Source organism: Alicyclobacillus fodiniaquatilis, assembly GCF_042678105.1.
Taxonomy (GTDB): domain Bacteria; phylum Bacillota; class Bacilli; order Alicyclobacillales; family Alicyclobacillaceae; genus Alicyclobacillus; species Alicyclobacillus fodiniaquatilis.
The window spans coordinates 243,847-264,226 of the sequence record NZ_JBHUCX010000099.1 but is presented as its reverse complement, the minus strand read 5'-3'; the positions used below and the strand labels follow the sequence as shown (position 1 = coordinate 264,226).

Annotated in this window: 19 protein-coding genes and 1 other annotated feature; of the genes, 3 read left to right on the top strand and 16 right to left on the bottom strand. The window is 49.2% G+C overall.

Going from position 1 to position 20,380, the window contains the following annotated elements; translation table 11 throughout:
• Nucleotides 1-310 precede the first annotated feature (310 nt).
• The gene (locus ACFSB2_RS24990) at nt 311-2,236 is read left to right on the top strand and encodes an ABC transporter substrate-binding protein (RefSeq protein ID WP_377945854.1); all 1,926 of its coding nucleotides are present in this window, start codon (nt 311-313) and stop codon (nt 2,234-2,236) included.
• A 160-nt stretch (nt 2,237-2,396) separates the two neighbouring features.
• Here ACFSB2_RS24990 and ACFSB2_RS24985 read toward each other — a convergent pair whose 3' ends face one another.
• From ACFSB2_RS24985 to ACFSB2_RS24970, 4 genes are all read right to left on the bottom strand, one after another.
• A complete protein-coding gene (locus ACFSB2_RS24985; RefSeq protein WP_377945853.1) occupies nt 2,397-3,251 on the bottom strand; it encodes a phytanoyl-CoA dioxygenase family protein in 855 nt (284 codons plus the stop codon).
• Nucleotides 3,252-3,471: 220 nt separating this feature from the next.
• Entirely contained in the window at nt 3,472-3,777 is a 306-nt protein-coding gene (locus ACFSB2_RS24980; protein WP_377945852.1) for a hypothetical protein, read from the bottom strand.
• Nucleotides 3,768-4,784: a tryptophan--tRNA ligase gene (trpS, locus tag ACFSB2_RS24975; RefSeq protein WP_377945851.1), complete on the bottom strand. Its 1,017-nt coding sequence runs from the start codon at nt 4,782-4,784 to the stop codon at nt 3,768-3,770. The genes ACFSB2_RS24980 and trpS overlap by 10 nt, the downstream gene beginning before the upstream one ends.
• Nucleotides 4,785-4,898: 114 nt before the next feature.
• Nucleotides 4,899-5,176: a binding site (T-box leader), on the bottom strand.
• Between the two features lie 143 nt (nt 5,177-5,319).
• Nucleotides 5,320-6,342 (bottom strand): dihydrolipoamide acetyltransferase family protein, encoded by a 1,023-nt coding sequence (locus tag ACFSB2_RS24970; protein WP_377945850.1) that lies wholly within the window; start codon nt 6,340-6,342, stop codon nt 5,320-5,322.
• Nucleotides 6,343-6,497: 155 nt separating this feature from the next.
• On the opposite strand from ACFSB2_RS24970, the gene ACFSB2_RS24965 reads away from it, so the two are divergent.
• Complete coding sequence (locus tag ACFSB2_RS24965) at nt 6,498-7,406, top strand: LysR family transcriptional regulator (protein ID WP_377945848.1); 909 nt, start codon at nt 6,498-6,500, stop codon at nt 7,404-7,406.
• 133 nt (nt 7,407-7,539) lie between these two features.
• Here ACFSB2_RS24965 and ACFSB2_RS24960 read toward each other — a convergent pair whose 3' ends face one another.
• From ACFSB2_RS24960 to ACFSB2_RS24915, 10 genes are all read right to left on the bottom strand, one after another.
• Nucleotides 7,540-7,986, bottom strand: a complete 447-nt coding sequence (locus ACFSB2_RS24960; protein ID WP_377945846.1) for a GtrA family protein — start codon at nt 7,984-7,986, stop codon at nt 7,540-7,542.
• Nucleotides 7,979-8,965 carry a glycosyltransferase family 2 protein gene (locus tag ACFSB2_RS24955; protein WP_377946016.1) on the bottom strand — a complete coding sequence of 329 codons (987 nt, stop codon included), beginning with the start codon at nt 8,963-8,965 and terminating at the stop codon, nt 7,979-7,981. Before ACFSB2_RS24955 ends, ACFSB2_RS24960 begins: the two co-directional genes overlap by 8 nt.
• A 59-nt stretch (nt 8,966-9,024) precedes the next feature.
• Complete coding sequence (locus ACFSB2_RS24950; protein WP_377945844.1) at nt 9,025-11,424, bottom strand: ArnT family glycosyltransferase; 2,400 nt, start codon at nt 11,422-11,424, stop codon at nt 9,025-9,027.
• A gap of 373 nt (nt 11,425-11,797) precedes the next feature.
• Nucleotides 11,798-12,595, bottom strand: a complete 798-nt coding sequence (locus ACFSB2_RS24945) for a GNAT family N-acetyltransferase (protein WP_377945842.1) — start codon at nt 12,593-12,595, stop codon at nt 11,798-11,800.
• A gap of 223 nt (nt 12,596-12,818) precedes the next feature.
• On the bottom strand, nt 12,819-14,345 hold the full coding sequence (locus tag ACFSB2_RS24940) for an MDR family MFS transporter (RefSeq protein WP_377945840.1): 1,527 nt from the start codon (nt 14,343-14,345) through the stop codon (nt 12,819-12,821).
• A gap of 87 nt (nt 14,346-14,432) precedes the next feature.
• Entirely contained in the window at nt 14,433-14,783 is a 351-nt protein-coding gene (gene spoVAE, locus ACFSB2_RS24935) for a stage V sporulation protein AE (protein ID WP_377945838.1), read from the bottom strand.
• A gap of 8 nt (nt 14,784-14,791) precedes the next feature.
• Entirely contained in the window at nt 14,792-15,811 is a 1,020-nt protein-coding gene (spoVAD, locus tag ACFSB2_RS24930) for a stage V sporulation protein AD (RefSeq protein ID WP_377945836.1), read from the bottom strand.
• Nucleotides 15,812-15,814: 3 nt separating this feature from the next.
• Nucleotides 15,815-16,288 (bottom strand): stage V sporulation protein AC, encoded by a 474-nt coding sequence (gene spoVAC / locus ACFSB2_RS24925; RefSeq protein ID WP_377945835.1) that lies wholly within the window; start codon nt 16,286-16,288, stop codon nt 15,815-15,817.
• A gap of 31 nt (nt 16,289-16,319) precedes the next feature.
• The gene (locus ACFSB2_RS24920; RefSeq protein WP_377945834.1) at nt 16,320-17,180 is read right to left on the bottom strand and encodes a DUF421 domain-containing protein; all 861 of its coding nucleotides are present in this window, start codon (nt 17,178-17,180) and stop codon (nt 16,320-16,322) included.
• Between the two features lie 60 nt (nt 17,181-17,240).
• A complete protein-coding gene (locus tag ACFSB2_RS24915; RefSeq protein ID WP_377945833.1) occupies nt 17,241-17,447 on the bottom strand; it encodes a DUF1657 domain-containing protein in 207 nt (68 codons plus the stop codon).
• A 167-nt stretch (nt 17,448-17,614) separates the two neighbouring features.
• Here ACFSB2_RS24915 and ACFSB2_RS24910 point away from each other — a divergent pair, with 167 nt between their 5' ends.
• Nucleotides 17,615-18,154, top strand: coding sequence for a DUF1697 domain-containing protein (locus ACFSB2_RS24910; RefSeq protein WP_377945832.1), 540 nt, complete (start codon nt 17,615-17,617; stop codon nt 18,152-18,154).
• Nucleotides 18,155-18,242: 88 nt separating this feature from the next.
• On the opposite strand, the gene ACFSB2_RS24905 is transcribed toward ACFSB2_RS24910, so the two are convergent.
• Together ACFSB2_RS24905 and ACFSB2_RS24900 are read right to left on the bottom strand one after the other, a co-directional pair.
• Nucleotides 18,243-19,004: a sugar phosphate isomerase/epimerase family protein gene (locus ACFSB2_RS24905; protein ID WP_377945831.1), complete on the bottom strand. Its 762-nt coding sequence runs from the start codon at nt 19,002-19,004 to the stop codon at nt 18,243-18,245.
• A gap of 109 nt (nt 19,005-19,113) precedes the next feature.
• Complete coding sequence (locus tag ACFSB2_RS24900) at nt 19,114-20,295, bottom strand: Gfo/Idh/MocA family protein (protein WP_377945830.1); 1,182 nt, start codon at nt 20,293-20,295, stop codon at nt 19,114-19,116.
• Nucleotides 20,296-20,380: the final 85 nt, after the last annotated feature.

Genomic DNA, 20,380 nt, shown 5'->3' with positions numbered 1-20,380 from the left:
TTTTCTACCACCTTTACGAAAATTTCGGTGAGCGAGATGGATCGCTGCAAAAGCCAATCATTGACCTGGTTTGATGATTATTGGCTGTAAGCTGGTTTTATGAGAGGCGTTTGCTTTCGAAAACACACATAACGCGTATTTGAAGTCGGAATTCTATCAATCCTTCGTTGAGTAACCATTTATGCAACCGCGGGAAAATATGTATGTACCGACACAATTCTAGGCATCTTTACGATCTTATTTTAATACATTATAAATATTCTTAACATTTGATGAATTTAAATAAAAATAAAGAGGTGAGCGTATTTACATGAATAAGCCCCTGCTATCGATGGTTATGGGTTTAGCTGTATCTATGATGATAGTCGGTTGTAGCACGTCAAAACAGGTGAATTTGGTTCAAATTTCTTCATCCTCGCCACCAACACACCCGAAGTATGACACCAGCGAATCTTTCAGTTTCTCCGGTAGTTGGCCAATGCCGCCGCAATTTCAAGGAAACCCATTTTCATCTGGTGGACAAGGAAGCGCTCAGACATTTGAATTTGATGCATTATTTCAGTATACCCGCACAACAAAAAACTTCGTGAATGAGTTGGCGCAATCCTATACAAATACACCTACGCAGACCATCATCCATTTGCGCAAAAACGCGCGGTGGTCGGATGGCTCCCCCTTGACTAGCAAGGACATTTGGGCCTACTACATGCTCCAATACACCCAGGTTACGGACTATTTAACGAGCATTCAAACTCCGAATCCACACACCGTCGTATTTAACTGGGCGCAGCCGACGCCATACAATCAAATGCGGCTGCTCCTGATTGCCCAGGATACACAAGGGATGATCCCTTACCATATCTATGGAAAATATGCGGACAGGGCCGCTCAATTAATGGATGAAGCGAGAAAGGAGACGAAAAAGTGGGTGCCGAACAACGCGTTTGGCTTGCAGATCCCGACGAACATTCAGAAAAAAATGACACAAAATTATGCCGCGTTTACCTCCGATACACCTAAGTTGCCAATTTGCTCGGGGGCGTATATTGTGAAATCGGTCAACAACACCGATTTGATCATGGTCCAAAACCCGTACTATTGGGATCGAAAAGACGTTAAGTTTAAGGAAGTTTGGATTAAGCAGATCCAGCAAGTACCTGCCCAGTGGGCGATGTTGAAATCTGGGCAGTTGGATTATTACGATGGAACGCCACCCCAAGATGTATTGATGTCCGCTCTAGCGAGCAATCCGGATCTCGTTCACTTTCAAATGGACGACGCGGCCAGTATCGGGATGTACTTCAATATCCGAAAAAAACCTTTTAACAACGAAAAATTCCGCCAAGCACTCGCGTATGTCTTTCAACGCGGCAAGATCCGTGATGTTGGGAATTACTATGGAATCCCGTCCCAATATAACATGTCCGGCATTCTTCCCTCCACGATGAACCAGGCTGTGTCCCCGCAAACACGAGCCAAGATGACGAAATACACATATGACCCAAATAAGGCAACGCAGATGCTAGAGCAACTTGGCTGGAAGAAAGTGAAGGGAACATGGCATGAGCCGAACGGGAAGGTTCCTCATTTTATCATCGGAGCGAACTCCTCGTGGATGCCTGGCGTGCTCAGCGGGGAAGTTGCAGCGGAGCAATTGAAAGCGTTTGGAATCCCAGCCCAGTTAATCGCTGCCGATCCAAGTATTGAACCGACCAACGCGCAGAACGGCAAATACGACATGTCCATCGATTGGGTGGACGCGGCCTTTGGATTCACGAGTTCCTGGAATGCCCTGGACTATATGTTTTGGGGAGTTCCGAGACAAGAAATTGGTTTTTCGGACATTACGAAGAAAGGACCGGCTGGCAACCAGATCGACACCGGCCATCCACAGGTGAAATTAACCGGTCTTGATGGAGAATCGGTGGACGTGAATCAATATTTGAACGACTACCCAATCACACACAGCGCGGCCAAACGGCAAGAGATGACAGACAATGTCGTATATGCAGTCAATCAAGCGTGTTTTGGCATTGATTTCTTTCAGAATGTCACAGGCGCATGGGCAAATGTAAAGATGCTTGGCGGCCACTGGCCGATGAAAAACGAGTGGCAGAAATACGGGCGTAATCTGCCGCTTCCGACGAATGAGAAGGACTACCTGCAGATTGCCAATATGAACCTCGCGAATGGGACGTTCTGTATTAATTGGGTTTTCGACTATTGGCCAAATTGATGGCTTATTTCTTTAGGCCCTCCAAGGTCGCTCCTACAAAACGGGCCACTATCGTTTTAGCGCGAGCGACCTCTTGGACGGCTTTTCATAATCTTTGATCTAAAAACAGCTTCCATATTAAAAGTGAATGGAACATTGTAACCACGAATCACGCGTGATTTCAAGCTTCATTTTCATGAGTAAATTCTATAGCAGGGAATCCTATTTTTTGGAATCTAAGCAAGTGTTTAGCGCGATTGGATAGGTTATCGTAAGTTTCTTGTGGTATTTGGATGTTCTCAGTTTGCCTTCTGGCGCTGAACATCAAAGCGATATTTGGCCGCGGTTCGCTGCTGTGATTGATGGTTCCGCGGTGCCACATGCGAGCGTCCCGGATCAGGATGGATCCGGCTGGCATATGCACTTTGACGGATTGCATGTGTGCGGCCAATGCCTCAATGTCTACACCTCTCGGGCCATACATGTTATCCGGCAACTGATGGGTTCCTCCCGGCCAGATCTCCATCGGTGCATTTCTCTCATTTACATCCACCAGCGGAATGTTGTAAACGAGTTCCGTAATCGGCAGCGCCACATGGCAGAGGTCGCCGAAATAGCTCCCATAATCCGCATGTACCGGCTGGCATTTACGCCCACCTGGCAAGGTCGTATTGGAGGAAAACAAAGTCATGTTGCAATCTTCACCTAAAATTTTGTCGACAATGGCAAGTGCGAACGGATGCTCAATGACCAGCGAATCATTAAACGGTTCAGCGAACGGCAAAAACAAGCCGAGATGGTTCGTCCCTTCATTGAATCCTTTTGCGGTTTCATAAATCTCGGTTCCTCGTTTTCGGATAAAGTTCTCCAAACCTTCGCAAAACGCACTGTGCAGTGCGCTGATTTTTTCGTCTGGCAATACCTTTTCGAGTACTACATATCCGTTGACGCGCACTAAATTGACAGCTAAATCAAGTGTCTGTGGATGCAAGCGAAGGCTTTCTATTTCTTCGGCGCTGACCTTGATGTGTCCCATGTTTCTTCCTCCCTATCGTCAATTTTCTTACCATGGCGCCCCAACATACGAGCAATATCAAAAGATGCAGAAAGGGACACAACAGTATATTCTATTCCGCTTTCGGTAATCGATAGACCAGTTTCATATATGATAAACGATATGGGGCAATTACGGGCATGATTTTACAACTGGATTTGCAGAGAACTGTGTATTGAGATACATTTTTTAAATATTCCTCCTATTTGATGAAAAATCTATCTTCAAAACATACACCGCCGCGAATCATCTTGACATTACCGACGGCACGGATGCCGTGTTCGTTGACAATAAGGCCATCACCATCATCACAAGCAAATACTGTGACACCCGTCGTCTCCGCATATTTCATGACATCAAGCTTAAATTCATCAGTCCAGCGGTTATAATGTGGTAGAAATTCAAAATCTACCAATCCTAGTGTCGCAAGATTTGGTCGTTCATTCAAAGCATCGGTCAGTGTGCTTGTAAACATCTTAAATAGGGCCGTTGTCAGCCCTAATTGCACGCCTCCCCCAAACGATACGCTATCCCCATCGCCGACCGGATTTCCTGCATCGTCTCTTTCGCAATGCTTCTTGCCCGTTCTGTGCCAGCCACCAAAATCTCGTCCACCCGTTCCGGGTGAACTTTGTATGCTTCCCGACGCTCGCGCATCGGATCGAGCAGGTCGTTGATTTGTTTGGCCACACGCTGTTTACATTCCACGCAGCCGATGGCGGCTGACCTACATCCAGCGGCAATCTCATCCGCCGACTCAGCGGCGAACGCCTTGTGATAGGAGAACACGGGACAAACGTCCGGATGGCCAGGATCAGATTTGCGGACCCGCGCGGGATCTGTCACGGCGACTTTCAGCTTCTCCTGAACCTCCTTGGCTGTTGCATCCAACGAAATGGCATTGCCAAGACTTTTGCTCATTTTGCTCTTGCCATCGAGGCCAATCAACCTGGGAACCTCCCCGACGACCGCTTTCGGTTCGACCAAGACAGGCGCATACAACTCGTTGAAACGGCGCACGATTTTCCGCGTTTGTTCGATGTGTGGCAACTGATCATCCCCAACTGGCACGAGCGTCGCCTTGCAAAATGTGATATCGGCCGCTTGGCTGACCGGGTATCCCAAAAATCCATAGTACAGTTGGGTATAGCCCCGTTCTGCCGCTTCCGATTTAATTGTTGGATTGTGCCGCAGGGAATTGACGGTCACGAACATGGAGTAAAACACCGTCAACTCGGCGATTTCCGGCACGAGTGACTGAATGAAGATGGTGGATTTCGCCGGATCCAGTCCAACCGCTAGATAATCCAGGGCGATTTGGCGCAAATGACGTCCCATTTCCTGTGGCGCTTCATAGTGCGTCGTCAGCGCTTGAACATCTGCGAGCAGCACGAACATATCGTACTGGTGCTGCATTTCTACCCGATTCTTGAGACTTCCGACATAGTGGCCAAGATGGAGCTTTCCAGTGGTGCGATCCCCGGTCAGCACTCTGTCCTGCAATTTTGTGTTCATCTGTAACACTCCTTTTGATTTTGTCGTTGAAGTTGAAACTCATGCACCACCACCAACCATCGCTCACACCACCACCTCCTTTCTTGGCGCAAATACAAAAAGGCCCCACGTCCGCAAAGGGACGTGAGACCGTGGTGCCACCCTCATTCGTCGAAGCCGCTTGCCTCGACGCACTCTTCAGTACGGAAATCCCTGTTGCCATTTGGCGCGTACATTTCGATACCTGCCTCTTGGTAACGGTGAGGCACACCCGGCAACACCTACTGCCACTGATGTGGGTTCGGTGGGCAACTCAGAAGGCCATTCGGCATCCGATGCGTGTCGGCTCACACCAGCCGCCGACTCTCTGCGACACATCTTGAATGCGTACTCGTCTTCGTCCATGTCGATCCCGATTGGAATTTGCTTCATGATATCTCCCGGTCGCTTCTCCGTCAACCCCTGTGGGCGTGAACAAACAGAACATCCAAATATCATAAGCTAACACCACTGCTCCCATTGACGAGGAATCAAAGAGAAAGGAACAAACCATTGCCTACACCTCCAAAAGCAGCAGACGAGGGTTTTCCAACAGACGTTTGATGTCGTTGACCAATTGTTGACCCAGCGCGCCGTCGATCACGCGGTGATCGAAACTTAACGAGAGCGACATCATTTGGCCGACTGCGAATGCTCCATCGCGCATCACAGGTTTCTCTGTGATGCGGCCGACACCAAGAATCGCGACCTCAGGGTAGTTGATAATCGGAGTGAAGAACATACCGCCAGCGGAACCGATATTCGTAATGGAGATGGTACTGCCTTTCATCTCGTTCGGGGACAGCTTCCCACTTCGGCCACGCGCCGCGAGATCGTGAATTTTTTGCGCGATATCCCACATGTTTTTCTGATCAGCGTGTTTGACGACTGGAACGAGAAGACCACGGTCAGTATCTGTCATAATGCCGATATGATAGTAGCGTTTCAGTACAAGTTCCTGCTTCTCTTCGTCATACGACGCGTTCAACTGAGGGCGGCTGCGCAGAGCGGCAATCAGTGCCTTCACGATGAACGGGAGATAAGTCATCTTGACGCCGCGGGCCTCGGCGACCGGCTTGATCTCTTTGCGTAACTTGACGAGTTCAGTTACGTCCACCTCGTCCATTAATGTCACATGAGGTGCCGTATACATACTTTTGATCACCGTACGAGCAATCGCCTGGCGGATCATCGGCAATGCTACGCGCTCTTCGATCTCTTCGCCGCTGACCTGCGCAACCGCCGGGACAGCCGACGATTCGCTACCTTCGTCAACCCTATGTGATGCTTGTCCGTCGCCTGCAACCTCGATGGTGAGAATGATATCTCCAACGACGCAAGTAGCGCCTTCCGGGACCTTGATTTCGACGATTTTGCCACTCACTGGAGACGGGAGTTCGACGAGGGATTTGTCGTTCTCCACTTCGGAAACTGCATCGTCCTCCTGAATGCTATCTCCTGGTTGGACAAGCCATTTGCTGATTCGACCTTCGTGCAAGCCCTCCCCAAGTTCCGGGAGACCAAATTCAAACAATGCCATATGGTTCACCTCCAAATTAGGGACTCATGACTTTGCTGCGCGTGTTCACAATTGTATTTCTTTTACTTAGTATAGGTCTGTGATATCTTCAATAAAAATGAATACAATTGAAAGCAGTATTCAGTAATATTGAAGATAAAAAGGGGATACGTGTAATGGAGTTGCGCCAACTGATTACGTTTCGCACGGTTGCATCAACTTTAAATTTCAGTCGGGCTGCGGAAGTGCTAAGCTACGTCCCCTCCAACGTAACGATGCAAATAAAAGCATTGGAGGATGAGCTTGGGGTGCGTCTCTTTGACCGCTTGGGCAAGCACCTCGTTCTCACAACTGCAGGTAAGCGCTTTTTAACTCATATCCAAAGCGTTCTAAACAAACTGGACGAAGCACGCAGCGTCGTTCATGACAATGAAAATCTTGGTGGCACCCTAACGATTAGTGCCAACGAGGTTCTTTGCGCCTATCGTCTTCCAGTTGTCTTTCACCGATTTCGTTCCCGCCATCCGAAGGTTCGTCTGATCTTCCGCTCCGTTCCAAATCAACAACTCAAGCAAACGCTCTTTGAGGGAATCACAGATGTCGTCTTTATGTTGGACGAACCCATTCACTCAACGGGACTTGCTGTGGAACCTTTGCTGGAAGAGACTTTCCGCTTTTTCGTCGCTCCAGACCATCCACTCGCGAGACGAACTATATTGCAACTAGAAGATTTTCACGGAGAAGTGTTCCTGACGAACGAAAAGGGTTGTACCTATCGAACCATGTTTGACCGGACCTTTGAGAAAGAGGGTATTGATAGTATTACATATTTAGAGTTTCAAAATGCTGAAGCCATTAAGCAATGTGCAATTACGGGAATCGGTATTGCCTTTCTTCCTGAAGTAGTAACAGAAGCCGAAGTTGAACGAGGCGAACTTGTTGCGCTTCCATGGCAAATTCCGGACTTGCACGTGTATACACAGATGCTATGGCATAAAGACAAGTGGCTTTCACCAATCATATTATCTTTCATAGAAGCAGCAAGGGAAGTTATCGCTATAGAAGAGGAGATTAAAACGGTTTAGCCTATCCTGTAAATCATCCGATACCTCTGCGTACGCCATCCGCGATGCTCCCATTTGACTGGCATTTTCATGGTTCTGCTGGTGCGGGACGCATCACGCATGGCGGTCTATTAAGCAATTGGAAAACACCGATTCACCTGCGGGCTATTTGACCCGCACTCTTCACCTTCTTTTCAGCAAAACACCAGTACTTACTGCCAAAATAGTTCACAATCACCGTCAGCACGATGGACAGTATTTTGCTGACCATGACCTGAAAGTGTAGAAAATGATTGAACCCATAGATGAAAACGACCGACAACAAAAAGGAACATATATTCAAAAGAACAAACCGATAGACTTCCTGTCCATGCAGTTTACTCCTGCGCTCGAATGTGAAGTATTTGTTCAAAACAAAACTGTTTAGCGTACCGCAACTGTACGATATCATATGAGCGACGATGTAGTTTAGATGCAGTTCGTGATAGAACACCACAAACAAGACGAGATCGACCAAGCTATTTGACGCACCTACGGCTGCAAATTTCAACAATTGGGCGCTTGGCAGCGGCGCGCGTGTTCCGCGCGCATGCTCAGTCATGGTTGGCCTCCGTTCTGCCAAACCCTTCATGGCTATCCACTAAGTAGAGTGGTCTGTCCTTCACTTCATCGTAAATCCGACCGACATACTCCCCCAGCGCGCCCATGCAGACGAGGATGATCCCGCCTAAGATCAGCGCGATGAACGTCAGTGCGTCGACACTTGATACAGCGTGGTTGAAAATGAGCACCATCAACAAATACACAAGACTTGCCAAAAAGCTGATCACGCCAAGATAACCCGCCAGCTTTATGGGCACATGTGAAAATGACGTAACGGCATCCAAAGACAGGCGGATCATTTTCTTCATGGAATACTTGGTCACACCCGCTTGGCGGCTGTCGCGCGCATATTCGACGGATGTCTGGCGGAATCCCGCCCAACTGACCATCCCGCGGATGAAACGGTGCTTTTCCTTCATGAATGTGAGCACGTCGCACACTTTTCTGTCTATCAAGCGAAAATCACCAGTGTCCACTGGAATTTCCACATCGGTCAGTCGGCGCAGCAGTCTGTAGAAGATGGACGCCGTCCACTTTTTGAACAGCGTCTCTCCTTTACGTTGCAACCGCTTGGCATATACCACCTGAAAGCCCTGTTGCCACTTTTCTACCATGGCCGGAATCAGTTCTGGCGGATCCTGCAAATCTCCGTCAATCACCACCACCGCATCTCCGACGGCGTGTTCCATGCCTGCGGTGATGGCCAACTGATGGCCAAAATTGCGCGAGAAATTCAGGAGTTTGACCGTTTCATCTTCGAGACATATTTCGCGAATGAGCGCAGCCGTGTTATCACGGCTGCCGTCATTGACAAACAACAGTTCATACGAATCATGCACCGTCTCCATCACGCGTTTGAGCCGTGTATAGGTCTTCCGAATCACTTCTTCTTCGTTGTAGACAGGAATCACGACCGAAATTCGCACGTGTCCATCGGCAAGGGGAAGCTGAGTCCCGGTCTCTTTTACCACTGTCATTCCCGCTTCATTCATCTGATACGATGTCATCTGCCTAGCCATGGTCCGTCACTCCTTTCTCATTTCGTCCCTGTCTGTCCAACGTACTCATACAACTGTCCACCGCCGCCAAAGCCAAATCCAGCGTTGCTTTGAGTGCCTGACTTCGCTGTTGTTGTCGTCCCTTCCCACTCGGAAGTGGGCACAAGTTTGCAGTTTTTCTCGATCCAACTGATATTTTGCGACTGTGTACTGGACCCACCGAAGCCTGCGAACCCGCCAAAACCTGCAAAACCACCGGTTCCGCCATGCTCACCAAAACCTGCAAAATCGGGATTCATGCGGCCTCTGAAATTGCCGAACCCGTTGCCACTGCCACTAGCCCCGCCGTCACCAAATGTGAAGGTGCCCTTCTTCTCTGTATCCTGGTTGGCATTTTGCGGCGCAGTACCCCCGCCGGAAACGAGGAAATACTTCACCTTTCCTTCTTGCGCGAGGGTTTGCAGTTGCGTCGAATTGATGGCCGGGTCCGATCCTCGGAATCCACCCATGGCCATGACCGGCAATCCGGTCGCGAGAATGTATGGCGCAGCTGTCGTCGCATTCTGCGTCACCAACAGATATCCACCTTGATAGTGACTCTTCAGGTAACTTAACAACTGCTCATTCACATTGGCACCCATCTGTCCAAAGCCCGCAAAGTTCCCTCCAGCAATACTGTGATTGCCAGCGCCCTGAGACACTGGGCCAGCGGTTGGGTCAGATCCGTTCGCCGCATAGGTCAAAGTGCTATACGACCAATAGGCTGGGATGACGGCGATGCTGAACAGAAATGCGCCAATCATCGTCCAGTTGAAGATCCGTTTGCGATTGGTCGCGAAACTGAGACCCAGCGAGATCAAGGCCACAACGACACCAATGCCAATCAATATTGTGAATGTCCATCTCAAGTTGGCGTATGACCAGGCCAGATGCAACTGATATGCGGCCATCCCAATCACGACGATGCAAGCACAAAAGATCACACGCCACTTGTGATGCAGATAGTGACGGACTTCGCCAAACCCGATGCCAATCATGGCCGCGATGGCTGGCGCCATGGTCACCATGTAGTACGTGTGCAACGCAGAGACAAACGTAAAGTACAGCACGGTCGTCGCAAACCATGCACTCCACATCGCCAAAGACGGCCAGAACTTACGAGATTCCTCCGACTTACGGCGGCGATAATTGCCCAAGACCGTCAGGAAAAACCCAGCGATCCCCAGCGGCAACCACCAGCCAACTTGCATCGCGTCGCTGCCAGTCAACAACCGAAGCAAGATGTTGGTTTGACCGCCTCTGCCAGCGTTCCAACCACCAAAATTGGCTTTCGCATTCCCAGACTGTCCGCCTTGTCCGAACCCACCTTGACCTTGACGGAAGGTTTGCCCATGGTACTGGAACCCGCCCTGAGCTGAACCAGCACCGTTGCTAGCAGTGCCACTACTTGCTGCAGTTTTGTTGCCCTTTCCTGATTGGAAGTTGTGACCCCATGTTGCGCCATTGTTTGCGGAAGCACTGTGACTGCCCGCAGCGGCGTTGTTGCCCCCTATTGGGTTGTTGTGATTCGACGCTGTGGCACTGTTGCTTCCTTTTGTTTGGCCAAAGTTGCGCGTACCACCGCCGCCACGCATGCCAGTCATGTTGCCGGTAACGCGTTGGAGGCCGTCATAGCCCACTGCCAGGTTGACTTCGCTGTTGGTCTGGGTGCTGCCCACCCACGGTCTGTCTTGGGCTGGCACCGCATCCACGATGACAGACCATGAGAATGAAACAATGGTCAAGACGCAGGCCGCCAAGAATAGGTGTATGATTTTCGTTCGAATTTTCAGGTTCTGCACAAATGCGTAGCCGACAATCATGGCTGGTAAAACCAGATACGCTTCAGCAAATTTGATGTTAAATCCAACGCCAAGTATGCCTGCCGCCACCAGTAACCAAACCAGTCGGCGCTTGCCCGCTTCTGTGGCTTTCAGCAGCGCCCAAGCGGTAGCCAGCATCGCCGTTGTCAGGATGCTGTCAATCGTGTTGTTGCGGTTGGTCGCGACGGAGAGCGGCGTGATCGCCAATAAGAACGCGGCGATCAATCCGGGGAGATAGCCGTGTTTTTTGGCGACGAGATGATAGAGAATCAAAACGGACGCTACGCCTGACAATGCTTCCGGCGCTAGGATGCTCCACCCATGAAAGCCAAAAATCCAGGCACTGAGCGTTTGAATCCAAAAGCCGACCGGTGGTTTGTCGACTGTGATAAAACCACCTGGATCAAACGAGAGAAAGAAGAAGTTGTGAAAGCTCTGCAGCATGCTCTTGACCGCTGCGGCATAATACGTGTTTGCATAGCCATTTTTCGATAAATTCCAAAAATCAAGGAAGGTGGTCAAAAGTCCAATGAGTATAAGCCATATATGCCTTGAACGAAACTGAATCTTACTCACCGATGTCACTCCAGCACTTTATAGTATTTTTATGATGGCTTACCTGCTATACCGCTGATGATGTTACACAAAATGCATAGAAAATGCCCTAACTCGAAATGCAGCGCGCCCAACGGTAGAAGTCTAAAATGTACAGAGTATGTATCTCCTTGGCTGTGACCACTCCCTGCGCAAAACAGGCACACCTGCCGCGTGCCCTTCATTTGCATATAGCCTATACGCTGATTATTGATTTATCGTTGAATTAAAAGATAAGGTTTTTCGATGGCGTTTTTAGGGGCATATCCGTAGATCTTGCGATACATTTGCGCATACCACATCTTGAACTCGTGCCGCTCATCATTGGGACAAAGTTGTGATGTGAAGTACATCCTCAACAATCGCTTTCCGTACCGTGATGGTCATGAGGGGTCCCCCCTCCATAAAGCTGCTCAAACTTACACTTGTCCATACGAACCCAAAATACGTCGTCGTCACCCACAGATGTGAGTCTACTAGAAAGTGATGGGTCATGCTCAAATCCAAACCTACAGAAAACGTGTTGCGCGCGTTGGTTCACAGCCGCAATATCGTCCACTATGACCTCCCCGCCAAATTCGTCAAAATACAGCCGCAACAACAGCTCCAGCGCGTCTTTAGCATATCCGTTTCCACGGTATCGCGCTTCTATGTTCATACTGCACTTCGCAATTTTTGTGTCGGGATCATAGCTGTAAAAACAAGCCTCTCCGACAGGTAAGTCGTCCGCTTTCCGCGCGATTAAAAAATACCGTCGATCCCGATTGCCCGGTTGAATCCACGAAGCGAACCAGCGTTTAGCCCGTTCTTCGCCCATTTCATGTGTCCCACCTACATCTTTCATGGTCTCTTCGTCGGACCAGAGATACCTGACATAATCCGTCACATCGGTGAAACTTGGCGTTTTGAGGTAAACGCGTTTATCCGATCCGTTCAACCATTTGACCAAATAGTGCCGCGCGAACTTCCCTGGTAAATACTCAACTGTGCCGACCATTTCGTAGCCGCGTTGCTTGTAAACTCCATCACAGCAAAACTCACTTCTTCGAAATGCTGTGGCACTTCTTCTGGCGTATGGATGGCGTTGAACGCCATCAACTTGTTTCTGACAAACTCGCTTTGTTTGGACGTCATCCCCGCTATCATTTTTCACCTGCGATTTCCTCCCAAAAAATATTATCCAAGTGAATCAGCACTAAACATCTTTTCGCGAAAAAACAAGCCGTTTGTCACATCGAGCAATAACGGCTTGTTTCTGCATGTTCTTTTACATTTACAGTCTATCTTTTTACAGCCATCTTCTTCAATACACATGATAGCGCCTTGATAACAACACGCGCCTCACTGAACATCAAGTGTGCCACTAGAAAAACACATCAAGATTCCATAACCTCCAGCGTTGCTTTTTCTTTCTCCTTGGCAGTCGCTGCAGATACAACTTCGCTTTTCAAAAACCAGCAAATCACGAACACGACGATGGCCATCACAAACGATACCCAGTACAAATGCTGGAAGGCAGACGAGAAAACCATTTTGATTTGTTCCACTAAATTTGGCGCTAAACCTTTGGGAATCCCACCTTTATCGGCCTGCGCCAATGCACCAGTGCTGCCTGGCGGCAATTTTCCAGCCAAACCGCGTACGCCGGACGAAATTTGCGAGGCAAGTAAGCTGCCGTAGACACTTTGCCCGATGGTCATGCCGATGGATTGAAACAACGTGACGGTGGACAACGCGACACCACTATGTTCTTTCGGCACAGATTCTTGCACAATCAGATTGTTGTTGAACAAGATGCCAAAGCCAAGCCCCAAAATGACGAAGTAGCAGATGATCGCGATGATCTTGGTGTGTGCGTCGATGCCCGTCATCAGGTAAAACGCAATGGCCGGGAGAATCATGGAGACGATGAAAATGGACCGATAGGGAACCTTCGTCATCATGCGACCAGCCACGACACTCGAAAGTATGCCTCCGATCATCAACGGCAAGGTCAAATAACCCGATTCAATAGGCGTCATCCCCAGGACGTTCTGTGCGAACAATTGGAATGATGCGGCAGCGCCCATCACACCCAACATCAGTGTGAAGACAATAAAGGAGATGACGACAAACGTGCGATTGCGAAATAAATGCAATGGAAGAATTGGTTCTTTCGCCTTTGATTCCACAAAGGTAAACAGGACCAGCAACAAGGCGCCAAGCACCAAAAGTCCGATGAGAAACGGTGATTGCCAAGCATAACCTGCGTTTTCGTGCAGTACAGGCGTGATCAAAAGCGAAATAATGGCGGTGACCAGGAGAAACGCGCCGCCCCAGTCAATGCGCACGTTGCTACTGCCCTTGGATTCACGCAAGCCCGCTGATAGGATGATGGCTGCCAACACGCCGACCGGAATGTTGATCCAAAAGATCCAATGCCATGACATGTGTTGGGTAAAATAACCGCCAATCAATGGACCGAGCAATTGCGGAATAAACATGACGGCACCGAATACACCTTGTATTTTGGAACGTTCTTCTACGCTGAATACATCACCAAAAATCATCATGGCCAATGGCATTAAACCACCCGCGCCACTGCCTTGAATGCCTCGGCCAATCAGGAGCATCGGCATGGAATGGGCGCTGCCGCTGACGATGGATCCGGCGATAAACAGACAGATACTGATGATATAGACGCGTTTGCGGCCATATAAGTCAGCGAGTTTCCCCAGTATGGGCATAAACGATGTCATGGCAAGCATATATACGCCTGCGACCCAACCGTATAAAGACAGCCCGTTTAAATCGCGAATAATGGTCGGTAATGCGGTGTTGACGACCGTTTCATCCAGTTCGGAAAAAATGAGGCCAATCATTAGACCGATGATGATAAGCACTTTGTGATTCTTCTGTTTCACTGCCACTCCCCCTTACATTTGAGACCAATGTAAGACGGAAATATGAACTGGATATGAACGGATGTGAAAATCGATCCCGCCGCTAAGTTATCCGCGTGGCCGGAAGACGACCGCCGCCAAGAAACCAAAAATGATGGCAGCCGAAACGCCTGCGCTCGTCACTTCAAATATGCCCGTGATGACGCCTGTAAGACCATGAACCCGCCCCTCCACGATAGCGCCTTGTACCAGCGCGTTGCCAAAGGATGTGATGGGGACCGTTGCACCGGCGCCGGAAAACTTTATCAACGGCTGGTATAAATCAAGTCCGCCCAACACCGCGCCAAAAACCACCATGGCAGACACCGTATTGGCGGGTGTCAACTTGACGACATCCATGAGAAATTGACCAATCAAACAAATGACGCCCCCCACGAGAAAAGCCCAAAAGAATATCATATCATCCATCACCTCTCGCTTCGCTCAATTGACACGGCATGGGCAATACAGGGAATGCTTTCCTTCTGTTGAAAAGAAATTGGGGATAACAATGCCCCAGTAGCCACAATCAAGATCCGCTTCCAGGCCCTTTTTCGCATTTTTTGAAATAGGTGGCCATATGTAACTGCAGCAGAACAACCACAACCGCTTCCCCCCGACCATACGGCAGGATTGTCGCCGTAAATCATCATGCCCGCGTCACGGTAGTGATCGGGCGAAATATTCAGTTGATGGTTCTGGAATAGTTCCAACAAGATACTATGTCCGACTTTGCCTAAATCCCCAGTGACTATCAAATCGTAGTGATCTTCAGGAATTTGTAAATCACGGAAATGGGATTCAATCGTATCGTAAGCGGCTGGGGCCATCGCTGCACCCATATTAAATGGATCGGTCAGACCCATGTCCACGATGCGTCCGATGGTCGCCGATGTCACGTGGAGCGTGTTGTCCCCTTCGGCGCCTTCGGCCACAATGGCTGCACCGCTGGCCGTGACGGTCCACTGCGCTGATGGTGGCTTTTGTGCGCCATACTCTGTGGGATAACGATACTGCTTCTCCGCTGAAGCATTGTGACTGGCTGTAGCAGCCAGCGTGTACTTCGCCGCCTGCTTGTCGACAAGCAGCGCCGCAATGGCCAGGCTTTCCATGGAGGTCGAACATGCGCCAAACACGCCGATATACGGCGCTGACAAGGTACGGGCAGCGAAGGAGGAGGAGATGATCTGGTTCATTAAGTCGCCACAGATGAAAAAATTGATACTTTCCTTCGTCAGCCCAGCTTTTTCAATGGCTTTGGCACAGGCTTCATCCAGAAGCATCTTCTCTGCTTTTTCCCAACTCTTTTGCTCCAACAATAAATCTCCGTGCAATAAATCAAAATCGTCGGCGAGGGGGCCCTGCGCTTCAAATGGCCCACCGATGGCCGATGACGACAAAATCATTGGTCTACGAGAAAATACCCAGCTCTGGTGCCCTTGCAGCATCGTTTACCCTCCCATTGCGATGATTGTCCTGATCAAACCAATAAAAAAGGCGGCGACCACACCGAATACGATGACGGACCCTGCCAACTTGAACATATTGCCTCCGACGCCAAGCACATATCCTTCACTTTTATGCTCCAACGCTGCGGAGACAATCGAATTGGCGAATCCAGTCACAGGAATCGCGGTTCCTGCGCCGGCCCATTGGGCAATTTTATCGAACACGCCAAACCCGGTCAGAATGGCCGCGATGAGTATCAGGATGGCAACCGTAGGATTCCCAGCCATCTGCTGCGAAAATCCAAAATAACGAACAAAGATCGTCTGAATTACCTGTCCAATCAGGGAAATGGTTCCCCCAACCAGAAAGGCGCGCGTAAAATTGCGCAGTAACGGACGCGCTGGTTCGTGTTGATGAGCCAGTGCTTGGTATTGCTGCTGAATCGGCGTCAGTTTTTTCATTTTTTGATTTGACATTGTGTATCACTCTTTCAGGGAATTTCCTCTTTCATCTCGTGAGAAGCGGCTTCAACTGTTCAATCGTCTTCTGAAGTTGTTTTGCTTCACGCTCATAAGCCTTTTTCACTTGTTCATCTTCCACAGAAAGTGCGTACAACTCCAGATCTGCCTGACTCTTTTTTAACGTGATATAGGTCAATTTGAGATTTTGCGGCTCGGGGACTTTCACTAAATCGTCAAACAGATCCAGATACAACGCTCCATTGGCATCCACTTGACCAAGATAGACATTTTCAATAGCGACCCCTTGTTTCTGGAGTTCCCCCTTCAGCCAAGCTCGGTTAAATCCTAGTGTTGCAAGGGATTCGTCAATGATGTTCCCATCCATAATGACGGTTTGAGGCGCCACTTCCGGCGCCACTTGCCATCCCATTTTTTTCGCTGTCATCGGCTGGTTTTCTGATTTAAGCAGGACATTGACAGAACCGCTCGGCTCCATAAGCGCAAACTCGACATCTGCTACTTTAAATGCATTTCTCGTACGTAAATGCTCCAAAAGTTCATCTGTGGACATCCGCTCTTTTTTCAGGTTATCTTCTAAAATTTTCCCATCCTGAATGAGGACGCGCGCTTTTCCTTCAAAAAAATCCCGCGCGCCCTTGCTTTTTAATGCAAGCCAACTGAGAAACAACGGAAGCACTGTATATACAAACATCGTCAAAAGCCCATGATAGATAGGTCCATCGATGTTATCGGCAATAATCGCTGCCATATCACCGATGGCGATGCCGACGATGTATTCAAAAAAACTGATTTGTGATAACTGACGTTTCCCAATCACTTTCGCAAAAAGAAACATGGCGGCAAACGACACCAACGAGCGGATCAGTATATTTATCCAGTCAGGCATGTGAAAACTCCTTCAAAAGGGAGAGAAAAAAATCCCCTCCCTTGGGCATGACGTTTAAGATTAAAATCCTTTGTAGGTTGGCTCTTCCTGTTCGATTTGACCCACGCGTTGCTGCAGGCTGTCCACAATGGTCTGCGTCGTTTGCGCTGCTTGCGTGTACATTTGCTTGGCTTGTTTGTTTTGCGTAGACAACGCAAATGTCTCTAAATTGGCTTGTGCTGTTTTTAAAGACGCGACGGTTGTTTTCACCTGCTGTGCAATCGTCATTGAACATCACCTCCACATTTGATGACACTAATGTTTCCGTAATGCACACCTGTATACTGTCTATCATGCACTGAAAAACTGGAAATTTGCCGACGCGCGAAATGATCTTTAATATGGAATGAGATGTGAGATGCAGTGAGTGAGACATCTAAAGGGAGTTTCTGAAGATGACAATCTATATCGCACTGCTGCGCGGGATTAACGTGGGTGGCCATCACAAGATGAAGATGGCGGATTTGAAACGCGTATTGGAAGCCATGGGCCTTCATCGCGTGCAGACGTATATTCAAAGCGGCAACGTCCTGTTTGAAACGGAAGAAGCGCCACAAACGTTACGTCTTCGCATGGAAGAGGAGATCCAAACTGCTTTTGGAATAACGAGTACAGTCGTCTTAAGGACCGCAGAGGAATTGGAACGGATCATTGCGAAATGCCCTTATGCTGATGTGATATTAACAGAAGGAGAGAGCATCCATGTCTCGATTTTAACTGAAGAACTGCCGCAGAAGGAGGAGGATTTATTGGCCAGCAGTGAACGTGACAACGATGCGTACTTCATCCATGGTCGAGAAGTTTATTTTTTATTTCGCCAAAGCATATTGGATTCCAAGCTGGCAAAAAATCTACAGAAAATGGGACACATTGCGACGACCCGCAATTGGAAGACCATGAACAAATTAAACGCTTTAGCGCAAGCTAGGCAATGAGCATGGAAAGCGGGGCCAGTGTAAAATTCACCAGCCCCGCCGTCGCATCAACTAGACAGACTCAATGGCAGATAGATGCCACCTGCATTCAGACCAAGGTCCGCAAATACGCTAAACTCATGGCCAGACTTTCGAACGGATCGCGCTGACACGTATCCTGTTCTACGACATACCACTCCACACCGCTGTTGCGACAAGCCTGAATCAGCGACGGCCAATTGAAATTGCCTTGCCCGATCTCGGCAAACACTTGTTGCCGTGACACGATGGCCATGTCCTTCAAGTGAATGACCTTCACGCGATCTTTGGCCTTCTCAATCCATTCCAGTGGACTTGCGCCGCCTGCTTGCACCCAATACGTATCAATTTCCATGCTGTACGTATCTGGCCCTGCCCCTGCCAGCAGCACATCCATCCCCGTCTCTCCGTCGAATTTTTCAAATTCGAAGTTGTGGTTGTGATATACCAAATGCAGTCCTGCAGCCTCCAACTTCCGCCCGACTTCCGAAAACGCGCGGACAAACGTTTGATAGCTGTCCCGGCTCTTCTGATATTCGCCCGGCAAACCGCCAATGCCCACGTAAGCGCAGTTCCACAATTTGTGGGTGCGAATGACCTCATCGAGATCATTCTGCAGTTGATCAAACCCAATATGGGTTGCGCAAATGGTCAAATCCAGTTCATCTACAATGTTCTTTAAACGCGCTGGTTCAATTGGACCCAAGCCGGACACTTGCACGGCATTGTAGCCAATTTCTTTGACCCGCTTCAACGTGGCTTCAATGTCTTCTGGTGTCTTGAGAAAATCCCGCAGCGTGTAAAGCTGCGCTGCAATCATCTGTTCTTTCATCACTTACACCTCACATGTCTGTTGCCAAACGGCGACGACCAAAATGCAACATTGACTGATTGGTTGCAAACGTTGGCTTCGAGCGTCTTGTCAAAATCGTTGCACCCGCTTACTTGGAGAATGACCCCTCGATGTCCGATTTCACTTGTTGAACTGGCGCCTTCACGAATTTGGATGTGCGGATGCGCTCTTCGAGTTCACGTTGATACGCATCATAATCAAAGGGCACATCAATCGTCTGTCCGATGAACGAAGAAAGCATGATGCCATTGGCCAAAATGACAGAGTTGATGCCTTCCTTCCCGTGTGCGATGAGCTCACTGCCGTCAAGCGCAGCTTTGACAAATTCCGCTGTGACCACTGCGTGTCCTGAAGGGACCGTCGTGTCCACCGCCACTTCTGACACCTCGGTCTCCATATGTCCCCACGCCTCCGTGGTTTCTCTGCTGAACTGCAACATCGAGACTGTATTTTTGTGCAGGGTCAACTTGCCGTCTTCGTAGACCAGCTTGCCATGTTCGCCGACGATTTCCAGGCGGTTGGTGCCCGGCGATTCAGCCGTGGTCACGATGAAGTGGCCAACCATGCCGTTTTCGTGTTCGAAGTAAGCAGTGACCTCGTCTTCCACTTCGATGTCGTGATACTTACCGATGTGCGCGTGACCACTGATGCGCTCTGGCAAACCGAACAGCCATTGATACATGTCCAGGTTGTGCGGACATTGGTTTGTCAAAATACCGCCGCCCTCGCCAGACCAGGTCGCACGCCAACTGCCACTGTCGTAATAGGCCTGCGTCCTAAACCATTTCGTGTTGATCCAAGTGGCCCTCACCAATTGCCCCAATTCACCACCGGCGACAATTTCTTTTATTTTCCGATGGAACGGAAAGGTTCTTTCGTTGAACATCATGCCAAACACAAGTTGCGGATGCTGTTCCTTTGCCGCTTCATATGCCGCAATCACTTTTTTGGCATCATTGACATGAACTGCAAGCGGTTTCTCGCAAAGCACATGGATGCCGCGGCGAAACGCTTCAATGGCAATCGTGACGTGATCGTAATGAGGAACGGCGACAATGACCGCTTCCAAATCGGATTTGGCAAACATATCGTCAGGGCTGTAGTAGGCCACAGCGCCCAACTTCGCCGCATACTCATCAGCGCGTTCCGTCACACTGTCACAGACAGCCACTAGTTCCACTCTGTCCATGTCTGGCAAATAGGAGAGGTGATGTCGCCCAATGTTGCCGAGCCCTACAATGCCGACTTTCAACTTCTTGTTGTTCGTCACATGACCACACTCCAAAACTTGAGAATCTAAAATCCTGTCCATTCTTCAGCCTATATTGAAAGAAAACACAATTGTATTGCATCCT

What these genes read in the sequence shown, in the direction of transcription:
- ACFSB2_RS24990 (WP_377945854.1), top strand. Translation starts at nt 311, where the DNA reads ATGAATAAGCCCCTGCTATCGATGGTTATGGGTTTAGCTGTATCTATG.
- ACFSB2_RS24985 (WP_377945853.1), bottom strand. Translation starts at nt 3,251, where the DNA reads ATGGGACACATCAAGGTCAGCGCCGAAGAAATAGAAAGCCTTCGCTTG.
- trpS (WP_377945851.1), bottom strand. Translation starts at nt 4,784, where the DNA reads ATGAACACAAAATTGCAGGACAGAGTGCTGACCGGGGATCGCACCACT.
- ACFSB2_RS24970 (WP_377945850.1), bottom strand. Translation starts at nt 6,342, where the DNA reads ATGGCATTGTTTGAATTTGGTCTCCCGGAACTTGGGGAGGGCTTGCAC.
- ACFSB2_RS24965 (WP_377945848.1), top strand. Translation starts at nt 6,498, where the DNA reads ATGGAGTTGCGCCAACTGATTACGTTTCGCACGGTTGCATCAACTTTA.
- ACFSB2_RS24960 (WP_377945846.1), bottom strand. Translation starts at nt 7,986, where the DNA reads ATGACTGAGCATGCGCGCGGAACACGCGCGCCGCTGCCAAGCGCCCAA.
- ACFSB2_RS24955 (WP_377946016.1), bottom strand. Translation starts at nt 8,965, where the DNA reads ATGACAGTGGTAAAAGAGACCGGGACTCAGCTTCCCCTTGCCGATGGA.
- spoVAE (WP_377945838.1), bottom strand. Translation starts at nt 14,783, where the DNA reads ATGATATTCTTTTGGGCTTTTCTCGTGGGGGGCGTCATTTGTTTGATT.
- spoVAD (WP_377945836.1), bottom strand. Translation starts at nt 15,811, where the DNA reads ATGCTGCAAGGGCACCAGAGCTGGGTATTTTCTCGTAGACCAATGATT.
- spoVAC (WP_377945835.1), bottom strand. Translation starts at nt 16,288, where the DNA reads ATGTCAAATCAAAAAATGAAAAAACTGACGCCGATTCAGCAGCAATAC.
- ACFSB2_RS24920 (WP_377945834.1), bottom strand. Translation starts at nt 17,180, where the DNA reads ATGCCTGACTGGATAAATATACTGATCCGCTCGTTGGTGTCGTTTGCC.
- ACFSB2_RS24915 (WP_377945833.1), bottom strand. Translation starts at nt 17,447, where the DNA reads ATGACGATTGCACAGCAGGTGAAAACAACCGTCGCGTCTTTAAAAACA.
- ACFSB2_RS24910 (WP_377945832.1), top strand. Translation starts at nt 17,615, where the DNA reads ATGACAATCTATATCGCACTGCTGCGCGGGATTAACGTGGGTGGCCAT.
- ACFSB2_RS24905 (WP_377945831.1), bottom strand. Translation starts at nt 19,004, where the DNA reads ATGAAAGAACAGATGATTGCAGCGCAGCTTTACACGCTGCGGGATTTT.